This is a genomic window from Roseibium sp. ROS1, assembly GCF_054658215.1.
The window spans coordinates 899121-920275 of record NZ_BAAGIG010000003.1 but is presented as its reverse complement, the minus strand read 5'-3'; the positions used below and the strand labels follow the sequence as shown (position 1 = coordinate 920275).

Sequence of the window (21155 nt, the reverse complement as noted above, 5' to 3'; positions counted from 1 at the left end):
GAGAGTGGACGCACATGAAAGTCATCACCGCCAACCGCCTTTTGAACGGCGATGTTGTCTGGCTCGCGGAAAACGGTTCCTGGGTCGAGCGCATTACGCTGGCTAAGGTTTATGACGGCAAGGAAGCGGTCGCGGCAGCCCTGGCCGAAGGTCTTGAGGCCGAGAAGAACCAGAAAGTCGTTGGTGTCTACGAGATGGACGTGACCGTGGAAGAGGGCGTCATCGTACCGGTGCGCCTGCGCGAAAAGATCCGGGCAACCGGCCCGACCACCCACCCGGAACTGGGCAAGCAGGCCCAGGCGGTTTCCGCCTGAAACAACAATGAAGGGCAGGGCAGCGCCTTCCATGGCAGCGCCCGCTGAGGAGAGATTGAGACATGTACCGTTACGACGAATTTGACGCGAGCTTCGTGAACCAGCGTACCGAGCAGTTCAAGGACCAGGTCCGCCGCCGTCTGGCTGGCGAGCTTTCCGAGGACGAGTTCAAGCCGCTGCGCCTGATGAACGGTCTCTACCTGCAGCTCCATGCCTACATGCTGCGCGTTGCCATTCCCTATGGCACGCTCAATGGCCGGCAGATGCGCAAGCTTGCCCATATCGCCCGCACGTACGACCAGAGCTACGGCCACTTCACCACGCGCCAGAACATCCAGTTCAACTGGCCGAAACTGGAAGATACGCCGAAGATCCTGGAAGAGCTGGCAGAAGTCGAGATGCATGCCATCCAGACGTCGGGCAACTGCATTCGAAACGTGACCGCGGATCACTTCGCCGGTGCTGCCGCCGACGAGATCGCCGACCCGCGCCCCTATGCGGAAATCCTGCGTCAGTGGTCATCGCTGCATCCGGAGTTCTCGTTCCTGCCGCGCAAGTTCAAGATCGCCATCACAGGCGCACCGAACGACCGTGCTGCCGTCCAGGTTCACGATATCGGTCTGCAGCTCGCACGCAACGATGCCGGTGAGATCGGGTTCGTGGTCTTCGTCGGCGGCGGACTTGGCCGTACGCCGATGATCGGCCGCAAGGTGCGCGACTTCCTTCCCGAGGAAGATCTGCTTGCCTACTCGGAAGCGATCCTGCGCGTCTATAACCGCTACGGCCGCCGCGACAACAAGTACAAGGCCCGCATCAAGATCCTGGTTCATGAAACCGGGCTGGACGAACTGAAGGCGGATATCGAGGCCGAATTCGAAAAGATCCGCTTCGGGGTCCTGCGCCTGCCGGATGAGGAGGTGCGCCGTATCGAGGCCTATTTCGCTCCGCCTCCGCTGGAAGTGGGCAATGCGACATCGGCTGCCGTTGAAACACGCAAGGCGGCGGATGCAGCCTTTGCCCAGTTCACGGCGCATAACCTCAACCCGCACCGGGTGCCTGGCTATACCTCCGTCACATTGTCCATGAAGCCGATCGGCGGCATCCCGGGCGATGCGTCGGATGAGCAGATGGACGTGATCGCGAACCTTGCCGAGAAATACGGTCATGACGAGATCCGCATCAGTCACGAGCAGAACGTGATCCTGCCGCATGTGAAGCTGGACGACCTGCCGGCGCTGTTCGACGAGTTGGTGGCCGCGCGTATCGCGGAAGGAAATGCCGGTCTGATCACCGATATCATCGCCTGCCCGGGCATGGACTATTGCGCCCTGGCAACCGCCCGCTCCATTCCGGTTGCGCAGCGGATCTCCGAACGCTTCGGTGCTGCGGAACGGCAGGCCGAGATCGGTGAGCTGAAGATCAAGATCTCCGGCTGCATCAACGCCTGTGGTCACCACCATGTCGGCCACATCGGCATTCTCGGCCTGGAGAAGAAGGGCGAGGAATTCTATCAGGTGACGCTTGGCGGCTCCGCCAACGAAAACGCGTCCATTGGTGAAATCGTCGGCCGCGGCTTCTCGTCTGAAGAAGTGGTCGATGCCATCGAGAAGCTGGTCGATACCTATCTCGGCCTGCGGAACGGCAAAGAAGAGACCTTCCTGGAAGCCTATCGCCGGGTTGGGGAGGATCCCTTCAAGGAGGCCCTTTATGGCGCTGCATGAGACATTCAGCCTAGGTGTTGATCCGGAGCTGGGCTTGCAGGCGGAAGTCGCCGCACTCAACGCCCAGTTCGAGGATGCAACCGCAGACGACGTCCTGAGGGCGGCCATCCGCCACCAGTTCGCCGGTGGCATTGCCATGGTCTCCAGCTTCGGGGCCGATTCAGCAGTGCTCCTGCATATGGTTGCCCAGATCGACCCGTCGACGCCGGTCGTTTTCGTCGATACGGTCAAACTGTTTCCGGCCACGCTGCTCTATCGTGATGAGTTGATCGAGAAGCTCGGCCTGACCGATGTCCGCACCCAGAAGCCGAACAAGGACGATCTCTCCAGGGAAGATCCCGCGGGCATGCTCTGGATGAGCGATACCGACGCCTGCTGCCATATCCGCAAGGTGGTGCCGCTGGCCGAGGCCTTGAACGGTTTCGAGGCCTGGATTTCCGGCCGCAAGCGGTTCCAGAGCGCAAGTCGCTCCAGCCTGGAGTTCTTCGAAATCGACGAAGGCCGGGTGAAGGTCAATCCGCTGGCGGACTGGACGGCTGCAGAAATTCTGGATTATGCCAAGACCCATGATCTGCCGCCGCATCCGCTGGTGGCGCAAGGCTACCCCTCCATCGGCTGCCTGCCCTGCACCAGCAAGGTTGCCCCCGGCGAGGACCCCCGGGCTGGACGTTGGCGTGGCCAGGACAAGACGGAATGCGGCATTCACTGGCCGACCCATGGCAAGGAAGTTGACGGCAGCGGTATCTGACCGCTGCCGATAGAGGATTTTGAGGACGCAAAGAATGGCAACGATTTTCAAGGACGGCGATTTCGTCGAGGAAAGCTGGGCGCGGACAGATGCCGAAACCGGCACTGCTGTCGAAGGCGATGCGCTTGTACCGATGACCGTGTTTCTCATCGACCCGGATGCATATCTGGCACGTGAGGGCAAAACCGCGGTCATCGTCGAGGCTGGTGACGATGTCGAGCTGATCGAAAATTATCTCGACCGGCTGGCACTGGTTGCCGTCGACTTTCCGAGCTTTTCCGATGGCCGCGGCTTTTCCGCAGCCCGCATCCTGCGTGAGCAGATCGGCTACAAGGGTGATATCCGCGCGCTCGGGAAATACATTCTCGACCAGGTGCCGCTGGCACGCCGCTGCGGTGTGTCGACGTTCGAGATTTCCAAGCCGGAAGTGCTGAAAGCCCTGAAGGCCGGTGAATGGCCCGAAGTGACCAAATATCTGCAGCCGGTCGGCACGGTTGATGAAATCCCGGAAGGAACACGCCCGTGGGCGCGCCGCTCCCACCGGGATCTGGCGGTCGCCGCGGAGTAAGCCGAACAGGCCTGCCCGTCTAGCGACAATGGTCATAGGACGGGCGGCACAAAATTCGAACGAGCGTTTCAGGGGACCCCGCAAGGCGGGGTCCCTATTTGTTTGCGAGCGGCGATCCTTGCAAGAGGCCGTCGGCATCGCCGAAGACTACAGGTGCTCGCCCAAGGTCATTTGCTGTCGAAGGAAAAGGTGAAACCGAACCACGGCAAGTGTTTTGCCCGTCCAGTTTGTGTCAGCAACCGGAATGCAGTTCGTCAGTGGATTGAAACATCCGGTTACAGGCTGTGAATCGCATTGTCACAAGACTGACTTATTATACGTCATATGGTCTGGCGGCAAAGTGATTTGCCGGCGAACCGGCACTGGCGCACGAGGCAATGTGGCGTCGAAACGGGGATACCGGGGCATTGCCAATTGTTTCCCGAAATCCAATACCGCAGGCCGGTTCCGGTCCTCAGCAGGAATGTCGCTCAATGGCCGTCACTCGCACCCTCGAAACGCTCTTCGATCTGAGGAAGCCCGCAGTAAAGACCAACAAGGTGCTTGTGGTCGGGGTCAGTTCAAAGCGATCGCTCGGCCTGGCAATCGGCGAGCACATGTATCAGAACGGTTGGGAAACCGTGCTGACGTCGCGCCGGCCGGAAAAGTTGTCTGCCAAAACGCCACATCACGACATCCGCTTCCTGGATTATCCGCAGTCCATCGACGCGATTGACGATCTGACCGACCTGACCGGCATGGTGTTCTGCCTGGCCAAGACCGACATCGGCGAAGCCGGACAGAACGGTCTGCTGGGGACGAGCGAAGAGAATTTTCTGAAGACGATCAGCACCAGCTGTTATGCCTTCATAGCCCTGGTGCGGGAGGTGCAGCGGCGCAACCCGAACCTCAGATCCGTTGTTGCCCTGACCTTCCTGGGCGGTGAGCGCGTGGTGCCCGGCTACGAGGTCCTGGGTGTCGCAAAGGCTGCCCTGGAACACTCCGTGCGGGCGCTTGCGGCGGAACTTGGCCATGAGAATGTCCGTGTGAACGGTGTTTCCGCGGGTGCGGTCCCGACCACGTCATCGCGCGTCCTTCCCGACTTCCGCAAGGTTCATGAAGTTCTCTCGCGGCAGTCGTTCCTGCGCCGCGGTGTCACTGCAGAGGAAGTTGCCGGAGCTGCTGCCTATTTGCTCAGTGATCTTTCCGGCGGAATGACGGGTGAGATCCTGCAAGTCAACGGCGGTCTGCGGCACACGGTTCTCTAAGCCGGTGGCTGGTTCGGCGTCGTGGTCTTTTCGTGATGCCGCACGTCGTTCAGCCTAATCCAAGTCAACGCTCCACGTGAACTTAATGCAAAACATCCGTGCTCCGGAAGTTAATGCATACTTTGTGCTTGTGTTTTTATTGGTTCGTTAGATAAACACCCTCACCATGCCTCAGAGGGATCAACGGATTCGGTTGCCGAAACCTTCCGAAACCAGGGGCGCACTTCGGGAAATTGCGGAACGTCCGACGGCGAATGCCTGAATTATCTTAATTCGAGCTGTCGCAGATGGAGAGAAAATTGGTCGCAAATTTATACGGAAAGGGTGGTGTCCTGGACCGGGTCGCAAGGCCTGAAATGCGCGTACCGTTCTTGCTGGGTCTGGTGGTGTTCCTGGCTTGCATCTTCGGCATTCTTACCCGGCCGACCGGGTTCCTGGCAGCAGTCTGGCCGGCCAACGCAATTCTCCTCGGACTGCTGGTCCGTGTGCCGAAGTCGGCTTGTTGGCAGAGCTGGGTTGCTGCTGCCATAGGCTATCTGGCAGCGGATTTTCTGACAGGAGCGACACTCGAAAAGGCCGTGCTGCTGAATGCGGCCAACATGGTTGGGGTGGCTGCCGGGTATCAGGTCTATAAGTACTTGCCTGCTTCCTCCGTTCGGCTGCAACAACCCTTGGCCCTTCTCCATCTTGCGGTGGCTTCGGCTATCGCCGCTTCCCTGGCAGGGGTTGTCGGGGGCATCGCAAATCCGATCCTCTTCGGCGGGGGTGTCATTCCCGGCTGGATATTCTGGTCGACGACCGAGCTGGTCAACTACATCTCCTTTCTGCCGGTTATCCTGTCGGCACCGAAGCTGGAAGGAACGTTGCCGGACTTTTCCGGTCTGCTGGCCCGGTTGAGGCAGGTAAAACGCGCACCGCTGATCCTGCTGCTGATCTCCTGTATTGCTGGAGCAGTCGTCGGAGGACCTGGCGCCATTGCGTTTCCGGTTCCGGCGCTCTTGTGGTGTGGTGTCGTCTATCCGGTCTTTCCGACAGCGATACTGACGCTGTGCATTGGCGTGTGGGGTCTCGTCATCCTGTCAAACGGGCTTGGCGACAGCAGCTCCCTGCAACTCGACGTGATGACGCTCATTTCCATCCGGCTCGGCATTTCCCTTGTTGCTCTGGCGCCTATCATGTTGTCCTGCGTCACGCAGAGCCGGAATGCGTTGCTGGTCCGTCTGCAATACCTTGCCACGCACGACCAACTGACCGACGTGCTCAACCGCAACGCTTTCCGCGAGGAGGTCTCCCGCAGTCTCTCCCTTGGCATGAACGGCTTTGCCCTGCTGATGGTCGACCTCGATCATTTCAAGTCGGTCAACGACACCTACGGACACGCCGCCGGTGATACCGTACTGGTCAGCTTCGTGCGGCGTGTGCAAGGCACGTTGCGGCCAGGCAGTCTTCTGGGTCGTATGGGCGGCGAGGAATTCGCCATCATGATTCCGAACAGCCAGATCATGGACGCAGTGGCGGAAGCCGAGAAAATTCGGCAAAGCGTCTGCTGTGAGCCGGTTGCCGCAGGAGACGGAAAACTGGTTCGTGTGACGGCAAGCCTCGGCGTCGTCGCTGTCAAACACGACAATGCAGCCTGTCTTGATACCCTGTTGGCCGAAGCAGACCGGCTTTGCTACCAGGCGAAGGAACGCGGCCGGAACCGCGTGGAGCACTGCGGAGCGGCATAGGGTTTTCGGACAGGCGGCCGTCAGACTTCCTTGCTTCTGGTCAGGTAAAGCAATTGCGGGAAGATTTCTTCCAGCGCCGGGTCACGTCCGGTTTCCGCATTGGCCGTATAAAACTGCCGATTTGCCTTCAGATTGGCATACCCGTGAATGAACGCCCACAGCATGGTTTCAACGGAAGTCCGGTGAACGGGGTTCTCGCAATTCTCCGGTGAAAGTCCTTCGGAGACCTCCCTTAGAACCGCATAGGCTTCGCGGCTGGCCGGCTGAAGCTCCGGATAGATGTCGATCTGTCGTTCCATGGAGAACATCAGCCGGAACAGATGCGGGTTCTCTTCAACGAAGGCGATGTAACCGCGGGCGCTTGCGAGTATCTGTTCACGGGCGTCGTTGGACGCATCCGCCATATGCCGGCGCATCGTGCCCGCAAACTGCCGGAAGCCTTCCGTCGCGATGGCTGCCTGCAGGACGGCAAGATTGGCAAAGTGGTTCTTCGGCGCTCCATGGGAAACGCCGGCACGGGCGGCGCACGCCCGCAGCGACAGGGCTTCAAGTCCATCTTCGCGCAGAATGTCCAGCCCTGCCTGGATCAGGGCCTCTTTCAGATTGCCGTGGTGATATTTCAGGTCGCTCAGGCCTGTTTCCTCCATAAGTAGACACTGTCAACATTTTCGTTGACGGCTGAAAATTCCGCATATAGACAGTGACAACATTGCTGGGGTCGCAATGCAGAAGGGTTGTCTTATGTCGTCTAAGTGTTATGTGCGGGCTACCGTCCTTGCAAGTCTCGCGCTTGTCGCATGTCCTGCCATGGGGGAGGAACAGAAGGACTGGAGCGTACTGGTTGGCGCTGGTCCCTTCTTCGGTCCGGAATATCTGGGCTCCAAGGACTACGGTTTCGTTCCCGGCATCATCGCGTCTGTGCAAAAGGGGCCTTATTTCGTCAAGTTCAACGGATTGACGGCGACCGCCAACGTGCTGCCTTTCGACAGCTTTTACGCCGGGCCGCTTATTGGCTACGGCACGGGCCGCAAGGATGTGTCCGACAATGTTGTCGACAAGCTTCCCGATGTTGACGAGGAGCTCTGGGTTGGTGCCACGGCAGGCGGTGGCTACGCCGGTTTGCTGCTTGATCGCGATTCACTTGGTGCCAGTGTCGAGATTGCCCATGACGTCATCGGCGATAGCGGCACAACGGCCACATTCAGCCTGGGTTACGAAATCAACGCGACCCAGCGTCTGGCTTTCGGCCTCGATGTCTCCACGACCTTTGTCGACGGCACCTATGCTGACGCCTACTATTCCGTGACCGCAAAAGGCGCGGCCGCAAGCGGTCTCAAGGAATACAAGGCCGACGCAGGCTTCAGGGATGTGAGCGTGGATGTTTCGTCAAGATTTGCCGTAACCGAAAACTGGGGCGTCGGTGGCCTCGTCGGCGGGTCGGTGCTTCTCGGCGGCATGGCTGATAGCCCGATCGTTGAAGACCGGGGAGAGGCGCTCAACGGCCACGGAGGTCTGTTTCTCTGGTACAAGTTCTGATCGGCGGTCTGCACGGAAAGCTGCTCTGACGCTGAAAAACTGTGCCGGCACCTTTCCCGGTAAAACCACGCAGCGCACCAGCGCCAGAACGGTCATCGGTTGCATCAGTGGCTCCGTCAGCCAGAATTTTTGAAAGGTTATCGCGGGCCGCATTTCACCAGGCGTGCCCCGGCACAAGGCCGGGGCTGCTGAAGGTTCAAGCGGTAGGCGCAATCACGCGTCTGTCGGCTCTTCGTATGTGATCATCGCGATCACGCCTCCGAGCGGGTCGACAATCGTTGCCATGCGGCCGACGTTTGGAATGCTCATCGGTTCCATCGCAATCGTCGCGCCAAGCGCACGGGCCTTTTCGACACGCGCATCGACACTGTCGACAGTCACATAGGGCAGCCAACGGGGACTTTCAGTTTCCATGGATGGGAAGCCGCCGATCATGTTTTCATTGTTCATGATCATGGTGTAGGGGCCTACGCCCACATCCACGGTTTTTGTGCCCCAGCCGAGTAGGTTGGAATAGAAGGCCTGCGCCTTGGCACCGTCAGCGCAATGAAGTTCCATCCAGCTGAACGCGCCATGTGTTTGCGACGGAGTGCTCATGTCTTTCATCCTCTGTGTTGAAAACAATTGCCTGGCAGTGCCAGGTGATCAGAGGACGGCAGGCGACAGGCAGAACCGACAGGGGGACCAAAAATATTTTGGTCTGGCAGGATCTGAGCAAGACGAGGTTCGAAACAGGCTTATTGTCCGTCAGAAACCTTCATTTTCCGACGGATATGGTCGCGATCGACATCGGTTCCCGCAAATTCCAGCGCTTTGCGGTAAGCGGCCTGAGCCTCTTCAGCCAGGCCCAGTTCTTCCAGAAAGGTAGCGCGGACAACATGAAAGTTCGGGTAGCGCTCCAGAGAGCCAGCCAGTTGCTCCAGGCGGCACAAGCCGGCCTGTGCCCCGTTCAGCTTTGCCTGGACCACGGCGCGGTTGAGCGCCACAACCGGTGAAGGCCGGATATGTTCCAGGGCACGGTAGAGCCGGTCGATCTCGACCCAGTCGGTGGTTGCGTAGGTCACAGCCTGGGTGTGGGTCGAGGCAATGGCTGCCTCGATCTGAAAGGGGCCGGGCCGCGCCTTGCGCAAGGCGGCCTCAAGCAGAAAGTTGCCTTCGGCGATCAGTTTCCGGTCCCAAAGCGAACGGTCTTGGTCTTCCAGCGTTACGGCAGCGCCGCTCCGGCTCAGCCGGGCCTTGCGGCGGGAATGCTGGATCAGGCAAAGGGCCAGCAAGCCGCGCAGTTCCGGTTCTTCGGGAAACAGCCGAACGATCAGGCGGGCCAGGCGGATCGCTTCCTCACACAGGGGCTCGCGGATCAGTTCTTCACCCTGTGAAGCCGCATAGCCTTCGTTGAAGATCAGATAGATGGCATTGGCTACGGCGGAAAGTCGCTCGGCACGGGCGGTTCTGTCCGGCTCCTCATAGCTCAGTTTGGCCGCCTGCAGCCGTTTCTTGGCGCGCGTGATGCGCTGTTCCATGGTCTTGGCCTGTACCAGGAATGCACGGGCAATCTCCTCCACAGCAAGACCAGCGACAATTTTCAGGGAAAGGGCAATCTGCTGGTCCCGGCGCAGCACCGGGTGGCAACAGGTAAACAGAAGGCGCAGGATGTCGTCCCGGTAGACGGCATGATCCAGCGATTGGGTCAGCTCGTCTTCCGGGTGCGGGCCTTCGGGAAGAGGCTCGAGATCATCCGGTGCGGTGAGGGTTTCCTTTTTGCGTTTCCGCAGCGTATCGATGCCGGCATTGCGTCCGGCTATGATCAGCCAGGCAACCGGATCCGCCGGCATCCGGTCGGGTGACCACGCCTTGAGCGCTTTCAACGAGGCGTCCTGAAAAGCATCCTCGGCAAGGTCAATGTCGCCGAAGACGCGGTTGAGCGCTGCCAGGACGCGCGGGCGGGCAGCCCTAAGATGCGCTGATAACCAGGCGCTCGGCATTCTTGAAATCGGCTCCCTCGAAGAATTCCACCGGACGAATTTCTATGCGGCCATGATCCAGCGGCAGGATCTTCACCGCCTCGATGGCGTCGTCCAGTGTCGGGCAGTCGATCACGTAAAAGCCCATGAACTGCTCTTTCGTTTCGGCAAAAGGCCCGTCGGTGACAATAAAGTCGTCCTTGTCCTTGTTGATCGTGACCGACGTTCCCGTCGACATCAACTTGGTTGCAACGGCGAAGGAGTTGTTTGTCTTGGTGTGTTCGTGAAAGGCGCCGTGTTTCTGATAAACGGTGGCAAGCTCTTCCGGTGGCAGAGCATCAATGAAATCTTCGCTGGCGTAAATCAAAACGGAAAAAAGCATGTGGGTCCCTCCGGTTGCTTGGATTGATACCCAAGGAACGTGCAGGCGCGAGCTTATCCGACAGCCGACCGAAAAAAAGTGAAAACTTGCCTGCGATCAGGGCATGGCTTGGCCGAAAGGGAGAGTTGCCGGCCGTTAAGCCGGGCAACTCCGATCCGTGTGATCTTCTAGGCGTTGCCGATGAGAACGCCTGCCGCAAAGACCAGCGAACCACCGAGGACAACCTGGAAGGCCGCTCGCAGAAACGGTGTTTCCATGTAGCGGTTCTGGATCCAGGCAATCGCCCACAATTCGATGAAAACGATGAATGCGGCGACAGTTGTCGCTGTCCAGAATTCGGGAATGAGATAGGGCAGGGCGTGACCAAGGCCGCCGAGGGCGGTCATGATGCCCGAGGCGAGGCCGCGCTTCAGCGGTGATCCGCGTCCCGAGAGCACGCCGTCGTCATGGGCCGCTTCCGTAAAGCCCATGGATATGCCCGCCCCGACGGAGGCCGACAGGCCGACCAGGAAGGTCTGCCAGGTATCCTGCGTCGCGAAGGCGGCGGCAAAGATCGGAGCCAGCGTTGATACCGAGCCGTCCATCAAACCGGCGAGGCCCGGCTGGACGTAGGTCAGGATGAATTGCCGACGTTCGGTCTGGCGCTCCTGTTCCTGCACGTCGTCGGGCGTGTGTTTGGCTCCAAGGCGCTGGGCGAGACTCTCGTGGCCTTTCTCGGCAATCGCAAGATCGCCCAGAAGCTTGCGGGTTCCTGCGTCCGAGGTGCGCTTGGCAGCTTCGGTGTAGAAGCGATAGGCCTGCGCCTCCATTTCCTCGGCCATGGCACGGACCTTCTCAAGTCCGAGGGGGCGCACCAGCCAGTCGGGCTTGCGGTCGTAATAGCCGCGCACATGTTCCCGGCGTATGAGAGGGATCGTTTCGCCGAATCGCGCCCGGTGCTGTTCGATCAGTCTCCGCCGGTGCTGGTTTTCCTCTGCGGCCATGTCGTCGAAGACCTTGGCCGATTGCGGATACTGGTCACGCAGACCATCGGCATAAGCCTTGTAGATGCGGGCATCGTCCTCCTCGGAGGAAATCGCAAGCGCCAGGATTTCCTGTTCGGAAAGGGATGAGAAATCCCGCTTTCCCAGTCTTAAAACACGTCCGAACATCAATGCCTCTCACCCAGGATTACCATTTTACAGGTGGACCGCCTTCAGGTAGGCAGCACGCCGGCCCCGAGCCGGTTCGATCACCGATCAGGTTATATTCGGATGTTAGCAAATTAAGAGAAGCCGAACCGATGCCAAGATGACGCATGTTTCATCGTCCCCGCAATCGGTTCGGCTGTCGGTGTCAGCCTATCCAGCCGTCACGCTTCAGGACCTGATAGGTCTCGTCGAGGGTTTTCTCGGCGGTCTTCACCAGAATATCCGCCTCCTCGTGGGTCAGGACCAGCGGCGGCGAAATGATCAGGCTGTCGCGCACCGCGCGCATGACCATGCCGTTGCCGAAGGAAATGTCGCGGCAAATGGTGCCGGCCGTGCCGACGTCCTTGAACGGTCGATGCGGATTTTTCTTGTCCGGCACCAGTTCCAGTGCACCGACAAGGCCGGTCATGCGGGCTTCGCCGATCAGAGGGTGATCGCCCAGCTTCAGCCAGCGTTCCTTGAGATAGGGACCGATATCGGTCTTGACGCGCTCGACCAGGCCTTCGCGCTCGATGATTTCCAGGTTGGCGAGTGCAGCCGCGGCGCAGGCCGGGTGACCGGAATAGGTGTAGCCGTGGTAGAACTCTTCACCCGAAAGCATCAGACCTTCGGCCACGCGATCGGACACCATGACACCGCCCATCGGCAGATAGCCGGACGTCAGGCCCTTGGCGATGGGCATCAGGTCCGGCTTCATGCCGTAGTGGGTCGAACCGAACCATTCGCCGAGACGGCCGAAGCCGCAGATGACCTCGTCTGAAACGAAGAGGATATCCCGTTCGTCGAGGATACGGCGGATTTCCGGCCAATAGGTCTCCGGCGGAATGATGACACCACCGGCGCCCTGGATCGGTTCGGCGATGAAGGCCGCAACCTTGTCCTCGCCGATCTCGTCAATGGCTTCTTCCAGTTTGCGCGCGGCAAAGACGCCGAACTCTTCCGGGCTCATGTCATGACCTTCACCGAACCAGTAGGGCTGGTCGATGTGATGCACGCCCGGAACCGGCAAGCCGCCCTGCTGGTGCATGCCCTTCATGCCGCCGAGGCTGGTGCCGGCGAGCGTCGAGCCATGATAGCCGTTCCAGCGGCCGATGATCACCTTCTTGTCCGGCTTGCCCATCTTGTCCCAATAGGTGCGGACCATGCGGAACACGGTGTCGTTGGCCTCGGACCCGGACGAGCAGTAGAACACCCTGTTGATGTGATCGGGTGCCAGTTTCGCCAGCTTTTCAGACAATGCAATCGCGGGCGGATGGGTCGTCTTGAAGAACGTGTTGTAATAGGACAGCTCGTTCATCTGCTTGTAGACCGCATCCGCAATCTCCTTGCGGCCATGGCCAACCTGCACGCACCACAGACCGGCCATGCCGTCGAGGATCCGGTTGCCTTCCGAATCCGTCAGCCAGATACCGTCGGCATGGGTGATCACCCGGCTGCCTTCCTGGTTCAGCGACTTCATGTCGGAAAAAGGATGCCAGTGATGGGCGGCATCGAGCTCCTGAAGGGCCTTGGTCGGATAGATGTTGGAATGGGCCGTCATTGGCGAACGCTCCGGATAGTGACAGACGGGATCAGACGTTGAGCAGCAGGTATTCCCGCTCCCAGGGGCTGATCACGGACATGAAGGTTTCAAATTCCTCGTATTTGATCGCCCGATAGGTGGCGACGAACTGTTCGCCGAATACCTCGATCATCTCGTCGGATTTTTCGAACTTTGCCAGCGCCTCTGGCAGACCTCGCGGCAGGGACTTGGACCGTTCCGAGCAGTCGTCGGATTTCGGGGAATCCGGCTTGAGCCCGTGGACCATCCCCAGGTACCCGCAGGCAAGGCTTGCGGCGATCGCGAGATACGGATTGACGTCGGACCCCGGTACCCGGTTTTCCAGACGACGTGCCTGGGCGTTGGAATAAGGCACACGCAAACCCACCGTGCGGTTGTCATAGCCCCAGTAGACATTCACCGGTGCAGTCGAGGTCTTGGAGAACCGGCGATAGGAATTGACGAAAGGCGCCATGATGCAGGTGACCCGCGGAAGGAACCGCTGGTGACCGGCGATAAACGAAAGGAACGCCTGTGTTTCCTCGCCGTTTTCATCCGCGAAGATGTTGAGGCCGGTTTCCTTGTCGACCACCGACTGGTGAATATGCATCGCCGAACCGGGCTGGTTCGACATCGGCTTCGACATGAAGGTGGCATACATTTCGTGACGAAGCGCGGCCTCTCGGATGGTGCGCTTGAACAGGAACACCTGGTCGGCCAGGGCCAGCGGTTGGCCATGGCGCAGGTTGATTTCCATCTGCGCTGCGCCTTCCTCGTGGATCATCGTGTCGATCTCGAGGCCCTGCTGTTCCGACAGGTCGTAGATGTCGTCGATCAGGTCGTCGAATTCGTTCAGCGCGGAAATCGAATAGGACTGCCGGCCGACTTCCGGACGGCCGGACCGACCCCGCGGCGGCTCAAGCGGATAGTCAGGATCCGTGTTCGGACGGACGAGGTAAAACTCGATTTCCGGCGCCACGACAGGCTCCCAGCCCTTGTCCTCGTAGAGTTTGAGAACACGCTTCAAGACATTGCGCGGCGCGGTCTCGACCGGTGCACCCTGCCGGGTGACGGCATCGTGGATCAGCTGCGCGGTCGGGTCGCTTTCCCAGGGCACGGTGGTAAGGGTGCTGTAGTCGGGCTTGAAATAGAGATCGCCGTCGATGGGGTTGTGCTGAAACCAGTCGTCGTCGTCCGGATAATCGCCCGAGATCGTCTGCGCGAAGATCGAAGCAGGCATCGTCATCACCGGGCCGGAGAAAAACTTGCCAGTCGGCATCATCTTGCCGCGGGCAACACCGGCAAGGTCTGGAACGATGCATTCGATATCCTGGATGTTGCGCGCGTTGAGCCAGTCACGGGCCGCATCGACATCGGGAACACCGCGCAGGCTGTCGATCGGATTTTCGCTTTCGCTGGCAGGCGTTTCAGCAGTCACAAGAAGCTCCAATGGTTTTGGCACTTTGGCCGGGGCAGGGAAGGCCATTTGGACGGCAAACAGGGGCGTTATCAAGTGCCTGTCTGCATGGGGCTGTCCCGGGTCGGAGAAATCATTTTGTGATCACAAAATGACATGGCTTTCAAAAAGGATCAACCGCCTGATGCATTTGACAGGATTTCCTTGCCGAGAAGCCCCATGCCGTCGGCAATATCGGCCGCGATCGCAGCCCGCAGTGCAGGGCCGTCCTGATCTTCGATCGCGCGGATGGCTTCCTTGTGACGGTCCTCAAGACTGGCAGTGCCGACCCGTCCGTAAACCGTACGCATGAATGGCGCGAACTGCAGCCAGAGACTGTCGATCAGCGGCAGCAGAACCTTGGATCCGGACGCCCTGTAAATGCGGAAGTGAAAGGCGTGGTTGAGCCGCATGTAGGCTTCTGCATCGCCACTTGTGAGCCGCTCGTCGATGTCGTCATCGATCGATTGAAGGTCCTTTGCATCCTTGGATGTCAGGTGCGGCAGGGCCAATTCGGCCAGTTCCGGTTCCAGAAGAAGTCTTGCTTTCAGCACCTCGTCGAAGCGGGCCGGGGTCATGTCCGGTATCTGTACCCGGCCGTTCGGTTTCACCTCGAGAGCGTTTTCTGCCGCAAGCCGTTGCAACACTTCGCGCACTGGCATCGGGCTGACGCCAAGTTCCGCGGCAAGCCCCCGGATTGTCACGGCTTTTCCAGGTATGAACCGGCCTGTAAGCAGCCCGGACCGGACGGCATTGTCGACCTGCCCACGGGTTGCACCACGGGACGTGGAAGGGCCGCTGGCCTCCTTCACGGGGCCGGATTGCAAAGCGGATTGCCGAAGGGCCAAAGACGTCCTCCCGAAAAAGTCAAACGGTCAATTTATGCGATCCCGCTTGACAGGGTTTTCCGAAAGTGATCACATTTTTGAAAAGGACGCAAACAAAAGCTGCCGGCTGCCGCAGGAGTGCGGACGGCTTAGTCCAGCAAGACGCAGGGGCGTAAAAACTCTAAATGAACGAGCTTCCCCACCAGATCCTCGAGCATCCGGCGCTGCCCGGCTGGAAGACGGACTTCGAGGCCTTCATGGCCGCCCATCCCGATCTTGATACGCTCGAGGTCATTCTGCCCGATACCAACGGCGTGCTGCGCGGCAAGTGGTTGCCGGGCAAGGCGCTCGAAAAGGTATTCGAGGGCGGCGTGGCCTTTCCCTATTCGCTTTACGGGCTTGATGTCTGGGGGCGTGAGGTCGAGGCCACCGGCATGCATCTGGAAACGGGTGACAAGGACGGTGTCTGCTGGCCGATCCCCGAAACGCTGAAGCTTGTTCCCTGGACCGACCGCAAGACCGCCCAGGTGCTTTTGTCCATGTACGATCGGGACGGCGATCCGTTCCTGGCAGACCCGCGTCACGTTCTGGAAAACATGGTCGACCGGCTGAAGGACGAATTCGGCGTGACCGCCACCTGTGCCTTCGAGTTGGAATTCTATCTGTTCGAGGAAAGTGACGGTGACTGGACGGAGCAGCCCAAGCCGCTGTTCTCCACCCATCTCGGCCCTGCCCGCCAGAACATGTACGCGCTGTCCGACCTGGAGGCCTTGCTGCCGGTGGTCGACGATCTGCGGAAGGCCTGCGAGGTTCAGGGCATTCCGGCGGACGCTGCAGTTTCCGAAGCCGCGCCCGGCCAGTTCGAACTCAACCTGCACCATCGCCGCAACCCGCTCCTGGCTGCCGATGACGTTGTCATGCTGCGCCGCCTGGTGGCAGGTGTCGCCCGCAAGCACGAACTCAAGGCGTCCTTCATGGCCAAGCCTTTCGTGGAATGGCCCGGCAACGGCATGCATGTGCACGTGTCCATGGAAGACGATAACGGCAATTTGTTCGCGGATCCGGAAACCGGCGCAGACCGGCTCGGATATGCCATCAACGGTCTTTTGAAGACCATGCCGGAAGCTCTGTTGCTTTTCATTTCCACCTTCAACGGTTTCCGCCGGATGCAGCCGGGCTCCTATGCCCCGGCCTCCATCTGCTGGGGCTACGACAACCGCTCCGTGGCGTTGCGGGTTCCTGCCTCGACACCGGAAGCTGCCCGTGTCGAACACCGGATCGCAGGCGCCGACGCCAACCCCTATCTTGTGCTGACGGGCATTCTCGCCGGCATGATGGAAGGCCTCAGGCTGAAAAAGGATCCGCCTGCGCCAGTGACCGGCAATGCGTATGAGAAACGCAAGAAGCGACTGACCCCCTGGATGGACGAAGCCATTGATGCTTTTGAAGCCTCCAAGCTGATGAAACAGGCGGTCGGAAAGGAAATGCACAAGGTACTTACCGAGATCAAACGGGAGGAACTGAACGAATTTGGGCGGGAGATCTCATCGCTTGAGCGACAGACGTATTTGTGATCGGCTGCTGCCCAAAATCGACGCTGGACAAAAACCGGCGCCATAGCCAATCTGCGGGACAGACAAGACGCAAACAGCGCAAATGTCCATTTGCATTCAGGCACTAGGCCATCAAAGGGCCACTGACAAAACTCTGAGGGGAGTTCTCAAATGACGTTTAAATCCATGTTGACCGGGGTCGCCGTTCTCAGCCTGATGAGCGGTGCTGCATTCGCCCAGGACAAGGTCGTGAATGTCTACAACTGGTCCGACTACATCGACGAGACCATCCTGGAAGACTTCACCAAGGAAACCGGCATCAAGGTTGTCTACGACGTGTTCGACAGCAACGAAGTGCTGGAAACCAAGCTGCTGGCAGGCGGTACCGGCTACGATGTCGTCGTGCCGACCGGAACCTTCCTGGCCCGCCAGATTCAGGCCGGTGTTTTCTCTGAACTCGACAAGTCCAAGCTGACCAACCTGTCCAACATGTGGAAGGACATCGAGGCACGCGTCGACAAGTATGATCCGGGCAACAAGCACTCGATCAACTACATGTGGGGCACCACCGGTTTCGGCTACAATGTCGACAAGGTGAAGGCCGCGCTCGGCGACAACCCGCCGGTGGACAGCTGGGATCTCCTGTTCAAGAAGGAAAACATCGAGAAGCTGAAGGATTGCGGCGTGTTCATCCTGGACGCTCCGACCGAGCTGATCCCGGCTGCCCTCAACTATCTGGGTCTCGATCCGGACAGCAAGGACCCGGCGGAAATCGAAAAGGCCGGTGAGCTCCTGATGTCGGTTCGCCCGTACATCCAGAAGTTCCATTCTTCCGAATACATCAACGCTCTTGCCAATGGCGATATCTGCCTGGCGGTCGGCTGGTCCGGTGACGTTCTGCAGGCGCGCGACCGTGCGGCGGAAGCCGACAACGGCGTGACCGTCGAATATTCGATCCCGAAAGAGGGCGCGCTGATGTGGTTCGACCAGATGGCGATCCCGGCCGATGCTCCGCACAAGGAAGAGGCGCACGAGTTCCTGAACTACATCATGCGTCCTGAAGTGATGGCGAAGGCTTCCAACGTCGTCTACTACGCCAACGGCAACAAGGCGTCGCAGGAATTCCTCAACGAGGACGTGATCGGGGATCCGGCGATCTACCCGACCGAGGAAGCGGTGAAGAACCTCTACACCGTCACCCCCTATCCTCCGAAGGTGAACCGGGTCGTGACCCGCACCTGGACCTCGGTCAAGAGCGGCCAGTAAGCGAACACGAACACCGCCGGGCCCTTTCCAAGGGTCCGGCGATTTAGTCTTGGGAAGGTCTCTTAGGGGTGGGAGATTGTTTTGGCGAAGAAATCGATTGGACCGGTGCGTCGGGCCTACAGCCCGTGGGACGATCCGGACAAGACACCGTTTATCGAATTCCGGAATGTCACAAAGAAGTTCGGTGATTTCACCGCGGTCAAAGACCTGTCCCTGAAAATCTACGAGCGCGAGTTTTTCGCGCTGCTTGGTGGCTCGGGCTGTGGCAAGACCACCTTGATGCGCATGCTGGCGGGTTTCGAGACGCCGACTTCAGGGCAGATCTTTCTGGATGGCCAGGACCTGGCCGGAATTCCGCCCTTCAAGCGTCCCTCCAACATGATGTTCCAGTCCTACGCGCTGTTTCCGCACATGAGCGTCGAGAAGAACATTGCCTTCGGTCTGAAGCAGGACAAGTTGCCGGCCTCGGAAGTTGAAGCGCGCGTGTCCGAAATGCTGCGGCTGACCAAGCTGGAACAATTCGCCAAACGTCGTCCGCACCAGCTTTCCGGCGGTCAGCGCCAGCGCGTCGCGCTGGCTCGCTCGCTCGCCAAGCGCCCCAAGGTGCTGCTGCTGGATGAACCGCTCGGCGCGCTTGACCGCAAGCTGCGTGAGGAAACCCAGTTCGAGCTGATGAACATTCAGGAAGAACTGAAAATGACCTTCCTGATCGTGACCCACGACCAGGAAGAAGCCATGACAGTGGCCGATCGTATTGCCGTCATGGACAAGGGCGAACTTGTGCAGGTTGCGACCCCGGCCGAAATCTACGAAGCGCCCAATTCCAAGTTCGTTGCCGACTTCATCGGCGACATCAACCTGATCGAAGCCAACGTCGTCGAGAAATCGGACGCCGGTACGAAGCTGCGTTCGGTCGCGGACAACTTCTCCATCGAAAGTGATCAGGTGACCGATGCCGCCGTCGGCGATCGGGTCTGGTATGCCATTCGTCCGGAAAAGGTCCGCATTGCCCAGGGGCGCCGCGAAAAGGGCGTCCCCAACAGGATCGACGGCGTTGTCTGGGACATCGCCTACCTGGGGGACATGTCGATCATCCATTCGAAAGTCGGCGACGACGACGGCGATACGTTGCGCGCGACCTTCGCCAATGTCTCGCGCATGGTCGAAAACCCGATCACCTGGGATGACGAGGTCGTCATGTCCTTCGACCGGGACGCCGGCGTCATTCTAAAAGGGTAGGAGGAAACGATGTCCGAAGTACACGTTCCCGCTCAACCCAAACGGACGCTCGGCGGCTGGCTGCTGATTTCGGTGCCATACATCTGGCTGCTGATCTTTTTTCTGGCGCCGTTCCTGATCGTCTTCAAGATTTCCCTTTCGCAGGTGGCCGTCGCCATTCCGCCCTATGTGCCGACCTTCGATCTGGCAGAAGGCTGGAACGGTATCTGGGAAAGCGTCTCGGAATTCTCCTTCGAGAATTATGTCTGGCTGACAGAAGACGACCTTTACTGGAAATCCTATCTGTCGTCGGTTGTTATCGCGGCTATTTCAACGCTTCTGACGCTCATCATTGGCTACCCGATCGCCTATGGCATGGCACGCAGTCCGCAATCCTTGCGTCCGACGCTGCTGATGCTGGTGATCCTGCCGTTCTGGACCAGCTTCCTGATCCGCGTCTACGCCTGGATCGGCATCCTGAAAAACGAAGGCCTGCTCAACCAGCTTCTCCTGATGCTCGGCATCATCGACGAACCGCTGGTGATCATGAATACCAACATCGCGGTCTTTATCGGCATCGTCTATTCCTACCTGCCGTTCCTGGTTCTGCCGCTTTATGCCAGCCTGGAGCGGCTGGACGGCAGCCTTTTGGAAGCCGCCGAAGACCTTGGATGCCCACCCTGGAAGGCCTTCTGGAAAATCACCGTGCCGTTGTCGCTGCCCGGTGTTATCGCGGGGTGTTTCCTGGTGTTCATTCCCGCCGTCGGTGAATTCGTCATCCCGGATCTTCTTGGCGGGTCCAACACCCTGATGATCGGCAAGACGCTCTGGGTCGAGTTCTTCAACAACCGCGACTGGCCGGTGTCTTCTGCGGTTGCCGTGATCCTTCTGATGATCCTGGTGGTTCCGATCGTGCTCTTCCAGAACCAGCAGCAGAAAATGTCGGAGAGAGACGGATGACGCGCGGCCCGACCTGGTTCAACATCACCTCGCTGGTGGTAGGCTTTTCGTTCCTTTACCTGCCCATCGTGCTGCTGGTGATCTACTCCTTCAACGAGAGCCGTCTGGTGACGGTCTGGGGCGGGTTCTCCACCAAGTGGTACGCGTCGCTGCTGCAGAATGATCAGTTGCTCGATGCGGCCTGGGTGACCCTGCGGGTTGCCTTTGCGTCGGCCACACTGGCAACGATCATCGGCACCATTGCTGCACTTGTGCTGGTGCGGTCTGGACGCTTCGTCGGCCGGTCTCTGTTTTCCGGCATGATCTTCGCGCCGCTTGTGATGCCGGAAGTGATCCTCGGCCTGTCGCTGCTGCTGCTGTTCGTGGCCATGGACTATACGCGTGGTTTCTGGACCGTGATGCTGGCGCATACCACCTTTGCCAGCTGTTATGTGGCCGTTGTCGTCCAGTCGCGTCTGGTCGGCTTCGACAAGTCGATCGAGGAAGCCGCAGAAGATCTCGGCTGCCCGCCGGTGAAAACCTTCTTCCTGATCACCTTGCCGATCATCCTGCCAGGGGTCATTGCCGGCTGGATGCTGGCCTTCACCTTGTCTCTGGACGATCTGGTGATCGCCAGCTTCACCACGGGACCAGGCGCCACCACGCTGCCAATGAAGATCTACTCACAAGTGCGCCTTGGCGTGACACCGGAGATCAACGCGGTCTGTACCATTCTCGTTGCTCTGGTCACCATGGGCGTGATTGCCGCCTCCATTGCTACCAAGCGGCAACAGGCGCAAAAAGAACGAGACGAAAGGGCGGCCTTTGGCGCGGAAGGGTGATGATTTCCGAAGCTTCCAGAAGTCGGTGATATTGTGTAGGCAATACTGAATTTTAACAAAACCATGCCTATTTTACGGCCGGGCGGTACACTTCATTGGTGTGTCCGGGCCGATGGTTTT

General features: G+C 59.3%; 20 protein-coding genes. 12 read left to right on the top strand and 8 right to left on the bottom strand.

Annotated elements, in window-relative coordinates; genetic code table 11:
• Nucleotides 1-14: 14 nt before the first annotated feature.
• From ACYQ6M_RS20350 to ACYQ6M_RS20325, 6 genes are all read left to right on the top strand, one after another.
• Nucleotides 15-314, top strand: coding sequence for a DUF2849 domain-containing protein (locus ACYQ6M_RS20350; RefSeq protein ID WP_023002204.1), 300 nt, complete (start codon nt 15-17; stop codon nt 312-314).
• A 62-nt stretch (nt 315-376) separates the two neighbouring features.
• Nucleotides 377-2035, top strand: a complete 1659-nt coding sequence (locus ACYQ6M_RS20345; RefSeq protein ID WP_023002203.1) for a nitrite/sulfite reductase — start codon at nt 377-379, stop codon at nt 2033-2035.
• Complete coding sequence (locus ACYQ6M_RS20340) at nt 2022-2783, top strand: phosphoadenylyl-sulfate reductase (protein ID WP_023002202.1); 762 nt, start codon at nt 2022-2024, stop codon at nt 2781-2783. The genes ACYQ6M_RS20345 and ACYQ6M_RS20340 overlap by 14 nt, the downstream gene beginning before the upstream one ends.
• Before the next feature lie 34 nt (nt 2784-2817).
• Nucleotides 2818-3351, top strand: a complete 534-nt coding sequence (locus ACYQ6M_RS20335; RefSeq protein WP_077290814.1) for a DUF934 domain-containing protein — start codon at nt 2818-2820, stop codon at nt 3349-3351.
• A 473-nt stretch (nt 3352-3824) separates the two neighbouring features.
• Entirely contained in the window at nt 3825-4598 is a 774-nt protein-coding gene (locus ACYQ6M_RS20330) for an enoyl-ACP reductase FabI (protein WP_023002200.1), read from the top strand.
• Nucleotides 4599-4897: 299 nt separating this feature from the next.
• Complete coding sequence (locus ACYQ6M_RS20325; RefSeq protein WP_460075251.1) at nt 4898-6325, top strand: GGDEF domain-containing protein; 1428 nt, start codon at nt 4898-4900, stop codon at nt 6323-6325.
• A gap of 20 nt (nt 6326-6345) precedes the next feature.
• Here ACYQ6M_RS20325 and ACYQ6M_RS20320 read toward each other — a convergent pair whose 3' ends face one another.
• Complete coding sequence (locus ACYQ6M_RS20320; protein ID WP_460075249.1) at nt 6346-6972, bottom strand: TetR/AcrR family transcriptional regulator; 627 nt, start codon at nt 6970-6972, stop codon at nt 6346-6348.
• A 94-nt stretch (nt 6973-7066) separates the two neighbouring features.
• On the opposite strand from ACYQ6M_RS20320, the gene ACYQ6M_RS20315 reads away from it, so the two are divergent.
• Nucleotides 7067-7861: a MipA/OmpV family protein gene (locus ACYQ6M_RS20315; RefSeq protein ID WP_189640205.1), complete on the top strand. Its 795-nt coding sequence runs from the start codon at nt 7067-7069 to the stop codon at nt 7859-7861.
• 213 nt (nt 7862-8074) lie between these two features.
• Here the strand turns inward: ACYQ6M_RS20315 and ACYQ6M_RS20310 are convergent, their stop codons facing one another.
• From ACYQ6M_RS20310 to ACYQ6M_RS20280, 7 genes are all read right to left on the bottom strand, one after another.
• Nucleotides 8075-8458, bottom strand: coding sequence for a VOC family protein (locus ACYQ6M_RS20310; protein ID WP_460075247.1), 384 nt, complete (start codon nt 8456-8458; stop codon nt 8075-8077).
• Nucleotides 8459-8598: 140 nt separating this feature from the next.
• Entirely contained in the window at nt 8599-9843 is a 1245-nt protein-coding gene (locus ACYQ6M_RS20305; protein ID WP_460075245.1) for an RNA polymerase sigma factor, read from the bottom strand.
• A complete protein-coding gene (locus ACYQ6M_RS20300; RefSeq protein WP_460075243.1) occupies nt 9812-10204 on the bottom strand; it encodes a YciI family protein in 393 nt (130 codons plus the stop codon). Before ACYQ6M_RS20300 ends, ACYQ6M_RS20305 begins: the two co-directional genes overlap by 32 nt.
• A gap of 167 nt (nt 10205-10371) precedes the next feature.
• On the bottom strand, nt 10372-11355 hold the full coding sequence (gene mbfA, locus ACYQ6M_RS20295) for an iron exporter MbfA (protein ID WP_460075241.1): 984 nt from the start codon (nt 11353-11355) through the stop codon (nt 10372-10374).
• Between the two features lie 184 nt (nt 11356-11539).
• Nucleotides 11540-12934 carry an aspartate aminotransferase family protein gene (locus tag ACYQ6M_RS20290; RefSeq protein ID WP_460075239.1) on the bottom strand — a complete coding sequence of 465 codons (1395 nt, stop codon included), beginning with the start codon at nt 12932-12934 and terminating at the stop codon, nt 11540-11542.
• Between the two features lie 31 nt (nt 12935-12965).
• The gene (locus ACYQ6M_RS20285; RefSeq protein WP_023002191.1) at nt 12966-14420 is read right to left on the bottom strand and encodes a glutamine synthetase family protein; all 1455 of its coding nucleotides are present in this window, start codon (nt 14418-14420) and stop codon (nt 12966-12968) included.
• Between the two features lie 104 nt (nt 14421-14524).
• A complete protein-coding gene (locus ACYQ6M_RS20280) occupies nt 14525-15202 on the bottom strand; it encodes a GntR family transcriptional regulator (RefSeq protein WP_023002190.1) in 678 nt (225 codons plus the stop codon).
• 200 nt (nt 15203-15402) lie between these two features.
• Here ACYQ6M_RS20280 and ACYQ6M_RS20275 point away from each other — a divergent pair, with 200 nt between their 5' ends.
• The 5 genes from ACYQ6M_RS20275 (at nt 15403) to ACYQ6M_RS20255 (ending at nt 21035) form a co-directional block, all read left to right on the top strand.
• The gene (locus ACYQ6M_RS20275; RefSeq protein WP_023002189.1) at nt 15403-16791 is read left to right on the top strand and encodes a glutamine synthetase family protein; all 1389 of its coding nucleotides are present in this window, start codon (nt 15403-15405) and stop codon (nt 16789-16791) included.
• 150 nt (nt 16792-16941) lie between these two features.
• The gene (locus ACYQ6M_RS20270; RefSeq protein ID WP_031269801.1) at nt 16942-18036 is read left to right on the top strand and encodes a polyamine ABC transporter substrate-binding protein; all 1095 of its coding nucleotides are present in this window, start codon (nt 16942-16944) and stop codon (nt 18034-18036) included.
• An 81-nt stretch (nt 18037-18117) separates the two neighbouring features.
• Nucleotides 18118-19275, top strand: coding sequence for an ABC transporter ATP-binding protein (locus tag ACYQ6M_RS20265; protein WP_062490395.1), 1158 nt, complete (start codon nt 18118-18120; stop codon nt 19273-19275).
• Between the two features lie 9 nt (nt 19276-19284).
• Nucleotides 19285-20214, top strand: coding sequence for an ABC transporter permease subunit (locus tag ACYQ6M_RS20260; RefSeq protein ID WP_209170588.1), 930 nt, complete (start codon nt 19285-19287; stop codon nt 20212-20214).
• The gene (locus ACYQ6M_RS20255; protein ID WP_023002185.1) at nt 20211-21035 is read left to right on the top strand and encodes an ABC transporter permease; all 825 of its coding nucleotides are present in this window, start codon (nt 20211-20213) and stop codon (nt 21033-21035) included. The genes ACYQ6M_RS20260 and ACYQ6M_RS20255 overlap by 4 nt, the downstream gene beginning before the upstream one ends.
• Nucleotides 21036-21155: the final 120 nt, after the last annotated feature.